Origin of the sequence: Finegoldia sp. BIOML-A2, from assembly GCF_009678315.1 — a bacterium.
GTDB classification, from domain to species: Bacteria; Bacillota; Clostridia; order Tissierellales; family Peptoniphilaceae; genus Finegoldia; species Finegoldia magna.
This window is the reverse complement of the sequence record NZ_WKZE01000011.1, coordinates 17105-30394: the sequence shown is the minus strand read 5'-3', so window position 1 is coordinate 30394 and position 13290 is coordinate 17105. Positions and strand designations below refer to the sequence as shown.

Genomic DNA, 13290 nt, shown 5'->3' with positions numbered 1-13290 from the left:
CCTTAATAAAACTTCGTAATAATAAGATAGGTCTATCCATTCACTACTTTATAGATAGACCTGCCTTAAATTCAATTTATTAACCTATTCTCATTTAGCTTTTACATTATAAATATTGAAAAATTGTGGTGTACTTGTAAAATCATATCCACCAATTTTGTCATTCCTATACAAAATCATTTCTTTTGAATAAGAAAGAGGCAAATCCATAGCGTTTTCGTTTGAATATACTATAGCTTTTTGTATATTATCTTTAATCTCCCCTTCGTTTGTAGAAGTGGAAGCCTTCTTTATTGCATCAATATATATGTTTGAATCAGAAAGTGCTTTTAACGGCATCAAATGTGGATCCATTTCAGTGATTGATTCTTGTAAGAACTTATGAGGTTCAGTATAAGAACCCTCTGTATTCCAGGTTGTCAAATGGAATTCTCCCTTTATACCATCTGTCCACCATGACATTTGATCTTTTTCAACTAGGTCAACATCTATACCTACTTCTTTTAATTGCGTCTTTATTGCAAGTGCAGTTTCCTTAGCAAGTACTAAATCTGACCAGTAAACATATTGAAGCTTTAATGGACTTCCATCCTTTTCTCTAATTCCTGTATCTTTATTGAGTTTCCAACCCGCTTCATCTAGCAAGCTATTTGCCTTTTCAGGAGCATAACTATAATTAGTTGGATAATTTGCATCACAATAAGCTACATCTTTAGGGAATAAAGTTTCAGCTACATCTTCATGTGAGTATGTTAAACTGTCGACAATGTCTTTTTTGTTAATTGCATAATTAATTGCTTGACGAACTTTTAAATCTTCTAATTCTTTTTTACTTGGATTTAAAATTAGATTCTTAGTCAAAGTCCTATTTTTATTGACTTCTCCAGTAACATCCTTAATTTCAGAACCTTTTTTGAAGTCATCATAATTTATTAAATCTGCTCCATAAATTAAATCTATTTCCCCCTTATTTAAGGCTTGAAGTCTTGAGGAAGCATCGGGAATATATTTGACAATAACTTCATCATAATAAGGTTTTTCCCCATGATAATTTTCATTTCTAACAAATTTTGTATATTCTCCAGATTTAAATTCTTCTTGTACATAAGGACCTGTTCCTATATTTTCGTTAAATGTCTCAAAGTTTCCCTCAGTAAATGACTTTGGAGATGGCATCCCCAATACATTTTGGAAACAAAAGCCATTTATATAAAATTTAGACGGATTTTCATAGTGAACAGCAATCGTATTATCATCAATAACTTCTGTTGATTTTATCTCTGCAACAGCCCTAATGCCTGCAAAATTAGGGTTAGACTTATCAAAATCTAATATCTTTTTTACTGCATCAGCATTAAAATCTTCACCATCTGAAAACTTTACCCCATCCTTTAATTTAAAGACTAAAGTTTTGCCACCATCTTTATATTCAAAGCTTTCAGCAAGTTTTGGTACAATTTCACCGTTTTCATAAGCTACTAGGGTTTCGTAAATTAAACCACAAGCCATATTATTTTCCTTATTCATTGTTAAAGTCGTAAGGTTTGTCAGTTCTTTAGCAGTACATAAGGTTAAAACCTTCTTGCTTTCATCTTTTGTGTTTTCACTTGCTACATTTGAATTTTCTTGTGCTTTTTCTTGATTCTTTTGGCAACCTCCTAGTAAAATTGAAAAACTAAATACAAGTGCCAATAAAACCATCATATTTTTTCTAAGTTTGATCATTTCTATCTCCTTTGCAATTTTCCTTCTCTCAATATTTTTCCTTTCTTTATCTCTATGATATAATCTGAAATCTGTTTTGCTTGATTTATATCATGAGTGATAAAAATATAAGAAATACTATGCTTAGATTGATAATAAAAAAGTAAGTTTAGTACTTTTTCAATCGTCAATAAGTCAAGCCCAGCCGTAACCTCATCTAGTATTAAAAAATCAGGATTAACAATAAGGGCTCTTATGAGCGACAATCTTCTTTGCTCGCCTCCAGATAGTTGGTGAACGGGCACATCTAATATTTCCTTTTTTAAATGTAAATCCTCGCAAAATAATAACACCTTTTCCTTTCTTTCCTTTTTCGACAAGTTTGTTAAATTAATAAGCCCTTCTTCCAAATTTTTAAAAGTGCTTATACCAGGATTTAAAGTACCAGATGTATCCTGGAAAACAGACTGGATATTTTTTCTATATTTTCTTATTTTTTTTAATTTTAATTTTGAGATATCTACAGAATCATAGAGTATAGATCCTTCATCTATTCTTTCTAATCCTATTAATGCTTTTGCAATGGTGCTTTTACCAGATCCGCTTTCACCAATTAAACTTAAGTTATCTCCCCTTTTAAGTGAAAAGGAAATTTGATCTAGAGCTTTAAATGTCCCCTTTACTGTTTCAAAAGAAAGACTAACGTTACTCATAGCTATTTCGTCCACTCCCATTCACCTCCAGAATCTAATATCTTCTGACTACATTCAACAAATTTTCTTGTCCATTCCTCTTTAGGACTTTCAAATATATCTTTACTACTCCCCTTTTCTATAACACACCCATTTTCTATCACATAGATGCAGTCGCTATATTTTTTAAGAATTTCGGCATCGTGTGTTATTAACAAAATTCCTTTGCCTTTGAAATTTGCTTTAATCAATTCAAAAAATAATGATGAGTTATAATTGTCTAAGGCTGATGTTGGTTCATCAGCAATTATATAATCAGTATTTAGTCCCATAGATATCGCTAAAATAACACGCTGAATCATGCCTCCAGAGAGTTCAGTTGGATATGAATCTAAAACTCTTTCATATTCAAGATTGACGCTTTTGAGCTTATCTTTTGCTATACTTAATGCTTCTGATTTATTTATATTAAGATTAGCAATATATATTTCAACCATTTGACTTTTTATCTTTTTTCTTTTGTCAAAAGAAATCATGGGAAGTTGAGGAATAAAAGCGATGTTTCTATTGTTGCTATTGATATTGTCTTTTCCCAATATATCGAAATCATCTATAGTAATAGTTCCAGAACTTACTTTTAAATCCTCTGATAAAATCCCAAGTATTGTGTTTACTAATGTAGTCTTCCCAGCACCACTGGGTCCAGTGAGACCAATAATTTTTCCCATAGGGATTCTAAGAGAAATATTATTTAAAAGATTGTTTCCTTTTTTATCTGTAACTTGTAATTGATTAACCAAAATCATATCTTCACCTTCTATTCGCTTCTTTTGCAATAATATTAAAAGACATTGTAGTAATAAAAACTGCAAAAATCGGGTAAATTATGAGTTCTGGCTTAATAAATATAGAATCTCTCGCTTCTAAAATCATAGAACCCCACTCTACAACATTTTCTCCAAGTCCAATTCCTATAAATGAAAAACCAGTAATTGCTAAAATCATATCCGCACAGGACAAACAAATATAATGAACTAAATCTAATAATATATTTGGTAGTATATGAACTAGAACCAACCTAGTCTTTGAAGCACCAAGTGAAATCATACAAGTGCAATAAGCTTTATCATATTCAATATTTATTTGAGTTCTAACAAGTCTTAAAAATCTCAATATATATGAAACAACCAAAGCGATCAATGTAGTTTTTATTCCATTTCCCCAAGATGCTATAAATATGATTAAATAAGCAATTGGTGGTATAGCCGTTACAGCATTAATAATCGAATCTACTATTACATTCTTTTTCATGGTAACTTTTGACGTTAGTGTACCTAAAAGCAAACCTAAAGTAAAAACAATAATTGATGCCGTCATAACCATAAATAATGTAGTTTTCCCCCCGTACAGTATTCTCGATAAAACGCACCTACCCATGCTATCATTTCCCAAAAGATACTTAGAACTTGGATTTGCAAATCTAAGGGGAAGATTAACTTCTAAGGGATCATTAGGGGCAAAAAAACTTCCAAAAAATATAAATAAAATCACTAGGAAAGCAAATAATGTCCTTTTGTTTATTTTCATTAATCTCCCCTTTCCTTTATCAAAAGATCGTTTATCAAATCTGATATTATATTAGCAAGTGCAATAAATAATGCTAGAAAGAAAACCAACCCATGAATCATCGTTGCATCACGATTTATTACAGAATTTACAATCAAATATCCAAATCCTGGAATAGAAAAAACTCCCTCAACTATTGCCACATTTGCAATCATAAGTCCAATACTCTGAAAGAAATTTGGAATTAACTTTACTATTGAGTTTGGCAATATATGTTTCACGAACAAAGTAAATTCCTTTAGACCATTTGCTCTAAAAAACATAATATAATATTCACCATTCTCTTTGTCTAAAGCATCTTTAAATAGTGGATAATAAAAAGAAGCCCCAAATATCCCTAAAGTTATTGCAGGAAGTAGATAGTTTGTAATGCCAATATTACCTGCTACTGATAGCAAATCCCACTTTACTGCAAATATATCAAGTAAGATAATAGCAATATAAAAGCTAGGAATTGAAACACCAATAAGGCATAAAAGATTTATAAGCTTATTGATTATCTTGCTCTTCCATAAGAAAGTAATACATCCCAAAGATAAAACCAAAATTACCTGCAATATTGCGGAAAAGAAAACAACAGATAAAGTTTTTGGCAACGCCAACATTATATTATCCCAGACTGGTTTACCATTGCTTAAAGACTGTCCTAAGTCTAGAGAAAAAAGATTTTTAATCCAGTTAAAATATTGCTTATATACAGGTTTGTCAAAACCAAATCTTATTCTTACTTCTTCAATTTGCTCAGGTGATGGACTTCCGATATGTCTTTTAGCATATGCAGTGGCTGGATCGACGGGAGATAATTTCATTAAAACAAATGATAAAACACTAACAATTAATAATGTAATTATTAGCTCATAAAATTTTTTTAAAAATGTCTTTTTTGTATTCATCTTTATACCATAATTTAAGATCAGCCTAATAATTCAGGAAATTTATTTTTCAAATATTCTTCTAACATCTTTTTGATTGCTTTTTTATTTTCAATAAAAATTTCTTTTTGATTTAAACTTTCATATCCTAAAATCAAAGTATTTACAAAGGTCACTAAAAACTCATCTTCAAAAATAGATGAGAGCTTATCGTTTGGAGGAAATGCAGACGATAAAATTTCGGTGTTTGTTTCTTTTAAATTTTCAAACATTTCACACAATCTTTTATCTTCATTTTGTAGTTTCAAAAAAATTGCATATATGCTTTTAAATTCATTTTCATCATAAATTCTTTCCATCATCATCTCAGTAATTGCGTCTAAACTCGTTAACTTAGATGTATCGATAGTTTTGTTTTTTTCACCTCTATATTTGATACCTAATTTCATAAAATCATAAATCATTTCATAGGTTGAGCCATAATGATAGTAAACACCACCTTTACTTAAACTTACTTTTTCTATTACATCTTCCATAGTTGTATTTTGGAAACCCTTTTCTAAGAAACATTTCTTTGCCGCTTCCAGAATTTCTAACTTCCTTTTTTCTCCAACTTTCAATTTTTTATCATTCAAAACTTTATCTCCTGTCAATAAATAATTCCGACGCTATCGTCAGTTTTATTATAACTCATTTGATAATTAATTTCAATACATGAATTATTTTAAATTTCAGTAATCTTATTTAAGATATTTGCTTGAACGCCCTTTATACTTCTTAATTAATTTCTTTAAATGCGGTATAATTAATAAAACCTAATAAACACTTTCTTTTTCTCAATCTTAATATCCATTTGATTTCCTCCTTGAACTGAAATTGAAAAGTAGATTCTTGGGAAATATTGATACTTTTCTCCTTTTTTTACTTGACCTGGAGTTAGCTTATGAAAACTTTTAAAAGCTAAGGCAAAAGAATCCTGAGAATTATAACCATATTTTATTGCGATGTCTATAATTCTTTTATCTGAATTTTTTAAATCAATTGCAGCATTTGTCATCTTTCTTGACCTTATATATTCATATAATGAATATCCTGATACGATTGAAAATATTCTTGAAAACATTGGAAATGAATATCCTGTTATCCGTGTTATTTCTTTTTCATTAAGTTATCTTCAATATAGTCTATTGCTAAGTTAAAAGATTTCATTATATCCATATTTCCACCACCTTTAATTTAAATTGTACAAGGATTTATTAAATTATACCCGATAATGCTAATACAAATATTATAGCACCACATGTTTATACTATTTTTCTTCTCTGCCAGACTTCTTATCTTGCTCTTTATGGCCTCGATATCAATCACGATAATACCTCCATATATTTTCTAATTTCATCTTCTATTTTAAATAGTCTGCTGTATTTTATGAGTCGTCTTAGATTTTTCTTTTTAGGATGTAACGAAACCTTACACCCTTTAATAAAAAAAGAGCAGCTTTTTAAGCTACTCTTTTAGAAAGTACAAAATGAGTTAATTATATTTTTTGTGTTTCCTCATACCAGTCTCAAAACAACTCTTACGTCCATGTAGTTTTTTTGAGTCTTTTTGACATATCCTTCTTCATCTTTTTCAAATACAAAATACTTATAAAACTGCTTAAAATGCAGGATTTCTAAATTTACATCTTTTGTATCAACGCTATAGCTTCAGCAGTCGATTTCTGCCAATCAAAGCTTCCTATTCAATCGCTTCTCTTGGGAAATCTTTGCATGAGACCTGCCTCTACTTTTCAGTGTAGCTTCGCTTCTTGACAAGTAGGGCTAGGCTTCAACACGGCTTGAGTGGTCAGTATGAATAAATTTCATATTTTTCAAAAACCTCATATTTTGGAATAATTCAATTATTTTTATTCTCTTTTATACTAGCTACTTTACAAAAAATTAACCTTTTTTATATAAAAATGATGAATTCTTTCTAGGGTTTCAGTAAGAAATCACACACATTAATAAACTTCTGTCATCTGCATAGCAGTAAATTCGTTGACATTCCTTCTCGCTGGTGTTATCCCAAATAAAAAAGAGGATGAAGATATTCTCTCCCCGTCTTTTGGTTTGTCTCTCGACTCACCTGTGCTCTTATGGGGAAACATTCTATTCAAAATGTTTATATTACCACCTTCTAAATTTAAGTATAAGAAAAGCACCTACTTTTGTAGATGCTCTAATCTCACTATCATTGATTTCGCCATAATTCTTTAATTGGTAAGGCTACCTTTTCAAAAAAATCTGTTTTGCTTTTTCTGCTACCTGGATGGTATGTTCTAACTATAATCTTATTTTTATAAATTAAATAGCTAAAATAATCAGAAACATAAGTCCAATCACTAGTATTTAAATCTAGAATATCTTGAATAAATATATCTCCTGTTCCTCCACAAATGATAATATCTGGGTGATATATTTCAAGTTGTTTTTTTATGAACTCCTTATCAGTTTTTGCAAATTTATCTATCTCAGAATTATGAGCTGTTCCACCTCCAGGTGTTTTCTTTAAATTAATTACAGAAATAGGAGCAAGATATTTTTTTCTTTCTTTTTCTCCTATATAGTCAATTTTATCATAATCTTTGCCATATAATATATTAGCAACCCATCTTGAAGTATTATTCCATGTTTTACCGCCTTCTGCACCTTTTCTTAGAAAATTCATTAAATCAAAGCTATTTTTAGTATTTACTTCTTTTAAGATAACTGTAATTTTTGGTCTTGCAAAAACATATGAATTAACATTTACTAATCCATCTGGAACAAATTATTTATGCTTTGTTTTCCACTCATCGAAGAGCTTAGTCTCTTCTTTTTTTTAATTTAATGCAATAAAATAATCTCTAAGATATAAGTGCAAAACAAATGCCTTAGGTGTAATATAGCTAAAGGATTGTAAATACTTTTTAATCATATTATCTTTTATGTTTAAATCAGTATTCTTGCCAAAAGATATGTCGTTGGCTAATTTAGCAGATTCTTCAGATGAGTATCCATTGTTTTTTAAATAAAGAAAAATATCTTCCCTAGTTCTTGGAAATTTGGGATTTAAAGTCTTCTTAACCTCTACATATGCTTTTCTAGTTAATCTTAATATAGCCGAAAGTTCTACCATTTCCCCAAAACTTTTTATCTCATCCAGTACTTCTATATTATCATCAAGAAAAAATCTCATTATATCTTTTAAATCCTGTTTTTTAGGATTTAAACTTAATAAAAAATCATCTACGTCTATTTGTTTTATCAAATCCCTACCAAGAAAATTATCAGCAAAACTATCTTTGAATGTAATGATTGTTGATCCATAAGAAATTTCCTCGGCATTCCAAGAAATTATTCTAGATTTAAATGGATAAATATTTCCTATTAAATCTTTAACTACGTCGCTGTGTTTCTCATAGAGATACAATCTAAAGGCATTATTACTTTTTAAATTTAAAATATATTCTCCTGTAATATCAAATCCATCTCTATGAAACCCATCTTTCTTAGGCAAGTCTACGCCATAAGATGCAGAATTATCAAATATAATAGTTTTTTTATTCGGTTCATAATAATGGGCAGGCATGGGATTTATATACTCTAATTCTAAAAGATAAAGTGAAAGCAGTCCTATTGGAAAAATATAAACATTTTGACCTTTATAAATTTCTTTAATTTTTAAAAGAATTTCAATCTGCTTAAGCCAATCATTCTTCTCAAAATATCCTAGTTCGCTCTCTACCCTATCTTTTACGTACTTATTATTAGGATATTTTTCTTGTGCAGCTTTTCTAACTAATTCTCTAATATTCATAAAAACCTCCTTGTTTTCTTGGCTACGCATATAAACTGTTTTAAGGGTTAAAAGATCTTCGTTTAAGTTAAGTATTGGGCGATCTGTGTAACCAATTTTCATTTTTCCCTACTTTCGATTTTTCTTTATAATATTATTCTAATTAAAGGTTTTTCTTGTGTTATCTTGTGCAGCTGTTTTCCTTAAATGCTTTTTGTCTTCTAAATATTGTTAGCTCGAGTAAAACTTTTAAAACTAAATCTTATTCTAGAGTATCATATTTTTATCTATATTAGAATATGAATTTTCTAGAATTTCGCGAACTCCATCTATTAAAGAATAATATAAGTATGCATCTCTTATTCTTGCTTCAGGGTGTGCAAAGCTAACTATTATTTTCTCCTTAAATTTTATAAACTGAACCCCTCTTTTTGTCATATTCCAATTGACAAACTTAGACTCAAAATAGTTTTTAACGAAATCATCAGCTGTGCCGCAACAAATTATTATATCTGGATCATACAGATCCACTTGTTTTTTTATAAGCTTTCTATTTTCAAAGGCTGCCTTAGAAATTTTTTTATATTCTGAAGTATGGTGTCCTGGTGTCTTTTTTAAGTTAATTACTCCTATCTTTTTTAGATAATCTTTCCTTCTTTTTTCATTATTTTTTTCAAGATAAGCCCAGTCATATTCTTGATTTAAATTAAGTACACCTTCCGTCCACCTAGCTACATTATCCCATGTTTGAGAACGACCACCTTCAGATAAAAAATCTTTTAAATTCCAACCAGAACCACCATTAACTTCTTTCATTATATAGACTATTTTATATTTTGAAGTTAAGTATTCTTCTTCATTGACAATTCCATCTTCAACTATACTAGGATCTATTTTTCTAAGCTTGTCAAAAATTTCTTTTTCTTTTTCTTTAATATCCATATTATTCCTTCATATTAAATAAATAGATTGATTTTTCTTTCTAGATTTTTTATGAATGTTGTCTAAGATTTTTTATATACTAGTGCAAGAGAATCTTTAGCCATCTAGTTAAATTTTTTTAAATCCAACAAATCAATCCCTGCATTGAATATCATTTCTACAAATTTCCTGCCATCTACTAATCTAATATTCGCTTCCCCATTATCTTTATATTCTTTTGCCTTTTGTTCAACTTCCTCGGAAAAAATCCCTGTTGTTAGTAGCCATGCTATATTTACTTCATCTTCATCGTCTGGATTGCTGTTTATATTGTCTATATAGTCTTTTATTTGATTCAAGCCTTCTATTCCTGTTTTGCCACTATGATGTTTTACTTGCACATAGTAGGTCGTCTTTAAATCAGTAAATGTAGCTTCTACATCAGCATCAGAACCTTCTGGTTTATCTGGCTCATTCTTAGCAAGAATTTTCACATCATCTGCACCTACCTTTTTAAAGTATTGATCCACTAACATCTCGATTTGTTCTGGCGTATATTCTCCAAAAATATTATCCTTAATAAATTTATTTTTTATTTCTTCTATAAAAACATCATAGACATCATGAGGTTTTTTTACAACTATTGCATCCTCTACCTCATTAGCAAGATCTGTAATATCTGAGTTTGTTTGTCTATTTTTCATTCTGCTAATTAACTTAGACTCAGCGAAATTCCTTGGTTTTGGATCTTCATATTTCAGAATAGATTCGACCTTTATAAAAAAACCTAAGTCCACTGGTTCATTAATAGTAGTATTTACAAGGTATGAACCTACAATTTCAAATTCTTCTTTGTTGCTTGCTTTAAATTTACCGATTTTCAAATTACTAATAGGCTGCATTTCTTCTAGTATTCTGTACACTCCAAATTTGCCTCCATACATAGGAACTAATACAGTATCTCCTACTTTCATTTTTCCAAAATACCATAGGGACCACCTGCCTTTAGTAGTTATTCCGCGTTTTTCTGTATAGTCTCTAAAATCTGTGCCACTTTCTTTATCTTTTATAGTCTCAATGAGTTTATCAGGATGATCTAAAAATAAAGACCACCCAATAGTAAGATAACCTTTCTTTAACAAATCATAAGACACTTCTCCGTGATGAGATATCCTGTGTAACCAATACTTCTTTTCCATTGTTTTCATCCTTATCTTATAAATATTTTTTCCTTATTAAATTAAATTCTATTTCTTTTCCAACAAAGCAAGGCTTTCCACATGGCTTGAGTGGTCAGTATGGATAACATTGGTTATTTTTCAAAAGCCTCGTATGTGGGAATATGTCCTCTAATTGATTAATTAAAAATACTCTAGATATCTTTATAGTTTCTATGCATACAAATTTTATTTCTGTAAGACCTTGACTTAATCGAACTTTATGCCTTAATTTAATTAAGAACAACCCTTACCATACGTGGTGGGACATTTTTATGATATACATATATGAGTAAACCATTTAAAACCTATTATAAACAAATTAAAATACTAACATCTATCGGTTTTTATATTATTTCTATACATAAAAGATAGCTTCTATGATGTAGACAAAATGTCACAAAATGGATTTGTCTTTTATCTATCCAAAATGAATTGGAATAGCCATTTGTATTAAAAACGCAAGAACGATACTAAGTGTTCCCATTATAAGAGAACTCTTAAATGAGTCCCTTTTCAAAAGGACAAACCCGAGAATAAAGACGAGCAATTCTAAAATGGAACGTGCTTCGAAATATCCCCATCCATATGCAAAGCACATATTAAATAAGACTGCCAAAATCGTTACCGACAAAATAAATGCCGGCTTACTTTTACCACCTGCATACCAACACACAGAAGCTAATAATGGAGAAACAACTGTAAATCCAACCCAAATCATTGCATAGCTCCTTGGAAAAAATCCAGCAATAAAATTTGAATACAAATAGTAGCTAGAAACCATGGCGACAAAAAATATAAAAACATTAATACCTGCTCTTATGGCTGAATTGCTGTAAATAGAAATAAACATCGCAATCAACACCCAAATTGCAAAACGTCCAAGAAAATTATGAAGATCTGAAATCTCATCTATTGCCATAAGCACGCTTGGAAGTTCAGATTGATGAAAGTCCAAGTATTTAGAAAAAGTACCCAAAATAATTCCTAGCAAGAATACGGCAATTGTATTTATAATTTTTCTATTATTGGATATAGGAGTTTCTGCAATCCTTACATCTTTTAAACCCATTATCATTAACACCTCTGAAACTCATAACTTTTAGCACTAAATTTTTTAAAAATGTTTCCCGCCTTAAAAAATCAGTAAATATCATTACTTTTTGCTCATTTTTCTCCATAATCATCAATACCACACTCTAACAGTGGCTTGAGTGATTAGTATGGATAAAAATTATTTTTTTCAAAAGCCTCGTATGTGGGAATATGCCGATCAATAAACATCTTATAATTTACTAAATCATTCTAAAGTAGAAAAAACAGCTCATGGCTTAGCTTAATTTTATTTAATAATTAAAGGATATAGTTTGTTTACTTACATTTACTTCTGCTTCTACCCCAAAAGGGATTATACATCTTGGAGTTGAGTGTCCAATATTTATATTATAGACAATAGGTAAATCTTTATTGGTAATTTCTTCTAATAAAATAGATTTATACTCCTCATAATAGATTTCATTTTGAGGTTTTCCTACTAATACTCCTGCTAATACATCAAATAAGCCGTAGTCTTTTAGAGTAAGTATCATTTTCCTATATAAATCTGGTTTTGATTTTTCTTCGCTTGTTTCTATTAGTAAAATCTTATTCTCCCATTCCTCAAGGGTTGGAAATAAATCATATTTGCTACAAATTTCTACTGTATCGTTAAATCTAGAATTATCGAACATATCATATATTGATTCTATGCATCTATTGATTCTATGCATCCGCCTAAAATTTTTCCACTAAATATAGGATTTCCGCTTAAAAGCTCAAAACCAGTATTACTATGACTTTTCATTTTTACTCCTATAGCTTTCTCGCTAAAATCTTCCCTTGCCTCATACCAAACTTCACTAGGATGTATCTCATTTATTTTTCCTGTTTTTATAAGTTCCAAAAAGTATTTTTCTGTATAAGCTAACATATTAGCAGATAGTTCGCACACATCGGGCAAGAAAGCCTTACCATAAAATGTTCTTATGCCGAACTTATTTAACATAAAGTGATTCATTGTTGAGTCAGAAAAGCCTAAAAAAGTTTTTGTTTAACAATATTTTTTAATCTATCTCTTTCAAATAAATAAGGAGCTAATCTATAGGTATCTTCTCCACCAATAGCACATAAAATCATATCAATAGTGTCATCTTCAAAAGCAAGCAGCAAATCATCTGCCCTAGCTTCCGGATGATTCTTTAAAAAATCAATGCCTTTCAAAGAATTAGGTAAAAACTCTATTTCGACTCCTAGCTTATTTAATCTGTCTATTCCTATTTTTATTTCATGCTCAACAAAACTTTCCCCCAAAACACCACTTGATAAGCTCACAACTCCTATTTTCTTTATCATTATTTCCTCCAAATTTTTAAAATAAAGTAAAAATATCCTATGTTC

General features: G+C 29.8%; 12 protein-coding genes and 2 pseudogenes. All 14 read right to left on the bottom strand.

Annotated features, from left to right (window positions below):
- Positions 1–90 precede the first annotated feature (90 nt).
- The gene (locus tag GKF99_RS07845) at positions 91–1725 is read right to left on the bottom strand and encodes an ABC transporter substrate-binding protein (protein WP_154273082.1); all 1635 of its coding nucleotides are present in this window, start codon (positions 1723–1725) and stop codon (positions 91–93) included.
- A 2-nt stretch (positions 1726–1727) separates the two neighbouring features.
- A complete protein-coding gene (locus GKF99_RS07840) occupies positions 1728–2438 on the bottom strand; it encodes a dipeptide/oligopeptide/nickel ABC transporter ATP-binding protein (RefSeq protein WP_154273081.1) in 711 nt (236 codons plus the stop codon).
- Positions 2420–3202, bottom strand: a complete 783-nt coding sequence (locus GKF99_RS07835; protein ID WP_154273080.1) for an ATP-binding cassette domain-containing protein — start codon at positions 3200–3202, stop codon at positions 2420–2422. The genes GKF99_RS07840 and GKF99_RS07835 overlap by 19 nt, the downstream gene beginning before the upstream one ends.
- A gap of 4 nt (positions 3203–3206) precedes the next feature.
- On the bottom strand, positions 3207–3983 hold the full coding sequence (locus GKF99_RS07830; RefSeq protein ID WP_154273079.1) for an ABC transporter permease: 777 nt from the start codon (positions 3981–3983) through the stop codon (positions 3207–3209).
- Positions 3983–4915: an ABC transporter permease gene (locus tag GKF99_RS07825; RefSeq protein WP_154273078.1), complete on the bottom strand. Its 933-nt coding sequence runs from the start codon at positions 4913–4915 to the stop codon at positions 3983–3985. Before GKF99_RS07825 ends, GKF99_RS07830 begins: the two co-directional genes overlap by 1 nt.
- A 20-nt stretch (positions 4916–4935) precedes the next feature.
- On the bottom strand, positions 4936–5529 hold the full coding sequence (locus GKF99_RS07820) for a TetR/AcrR family transcriptional regulator (RefSeq protein WP_154273077.1): 594 nt from the start codon (positions 5527–5529) through the stop codon (positions 4936–4938).
- A gap of 170 nt (positions 5530–5699) precedes the next feature.
- A complete protein-coding gene (locus GKF99_RS07815) occupies positions 5700–6017 on the bottom strand; it encodes a helix-turn-helix transcriptional regulator (RefSeq protein ID WP_241673595.1) in 318 nt (105 codons plus the stop codon).
- A gap of 241 nt (positions 6018–6258) precedes the next feature.
- Positions 6259–6342: pseudogene (locus tag GKF99_RS07810) on the bottom strand (transcriptional regulator); the annotation flags it as partial.
- A 787-nt stretch (positions 6343–7129) separates the two neighbouring features.
- Positions 7130–7606 (bottom strand): hypothetical protein, encoded by a 477-nt coding sequence (locus GKF99_RS07800; protein ID WP_206670680.1) that lies wholly within the window; start codon positions 7604–7606, stop codon positions 7130–7132.
- 153 nt (positions 7607–7759) lie between these two features.
- Positions 7760–8737: a hypothetical protein gene (locus GKF99_RS07795; RefSeq protein WP_154273076.1), complete on the bottom strand. Its 978-nt coding sequence runs from the start codon at positions 8735–8737 to the stop codon at positions 7760–7762.
- A gap of 246 nt (positions 8738–8983) precedes the next feature.
- A complete protein-coding gene (locus GKF99_RS07790) occupies positions 8984–9658 on the bottom strand; it encodes a hypothetical protein (protein ID WP_154273075.1) in 675 nt (224 codons plus the stop codon).
- Between the two features lie 104 nt (positions 9659–9762).
- Positions 9763–10836 (bottom strand): restriction endonuclease, encoded by a 1074-nt coding sequence (locus GKF99_RS07785; RefSeq protein ID WP_172976437.1) that lies wholly within the window; start codon positions 10834–10836, stop codon positions 9763–9765.
- A gap of 439 nt (positions 10837–11275) precedes the next feature.
- Positions 11276–11932 (bottom strand): hypothetical protein, encoded by a 657-nt coding sequence (locus GKF99_RS07780; protein WP_154273073.1) that lies wholly within the window; start codon positions 11930–11932, stop codon positions 11276–11278.
- Between the two features lie 268 nt (positions 11933–12200).
- Positions 12201–13245 (bottom strand): annotated as a pseudogene (locus GKF99_RS08860) (S66 peptidase family protein).
- Positions 13246–13290: the final 45 nt, after the last annotated feature.

Coding starts and splice junctions, on each gene's coding strand:
- GKF99_RS07845 (WP_154273082.1), bottom strand. CDS start 1,725: ATGATCAAACTTAGAAAAAATATGATGGTTTTATTGGCACTTGTATTT.
- GKF99_RS07840 (WP_154273081.1), bottom strand. CDS start 2,438: ATGGGAGTGGACGAAATAGCTATGAGTAACGTTAGTCTTTCTTTTGAA.
- GKF99_RS07835 (WP_154273080.1), bottom strand. CDS start 3,202: ATGATTTTGGTTAATCAATTACAAGTTACAGATAAAAAAGGAAACAAT.
- GKF99_RS07830 (WP_154273079.1), bottom strand. CDS start 3,983: ATGAAAATAAACAAAAGGACATTATTTGCTTTCCTAGTGATTTTATTT.
- GKF99_RS07825 (WP_154273078.1), bottom strand. CDS start 4,915: ATGAATACAAAAAAGACATTTTTAAAAAAATTTTATGAGCTAATAATT.
- GKF99_RS07815 (WP_241673595.1), bottom strand. CDS start 6,017: ATGTTTTCAAGAATATTTTCAATCGTATCAGGATATTCATTATATGAA.
- GKF99_RS07800 (WP_206670680.1), bottom strand. CDS start 7,606: ATGAATTTTCTAAGAAAAGGTGCAGAAGGCGGTAAAACATGGAATAAT.
- GKF99_RS07795 (WP_154273076.1), bottom strand. CDS start 8,737: ATGAATATTAGAGAATTAGTTAGAAAAGCTGCACAAGAAAAATATCCT.
- GKF99_RS07790 (WP_154273075.1), bottom strand. CDS start 9,658: ATGGATATTAAAGAAAAAGAAAAAGAAATTTTTGACAAGCTTAGAAAA.
- GKF99_RS07785 (WP_172976437.1), bottom strand. CDS start 10,836: ATGGAAAAGAAGTATTGGTTACACAGGATATCTCATCACGGAGAAGTG.
- GKF99_RS07780 (WP_154273073.1), bottom strand. CDS start 11,932: ATGATAATGGGTTTAAAAGATGTAAGGATTGCAGAAACTCCTATATCC.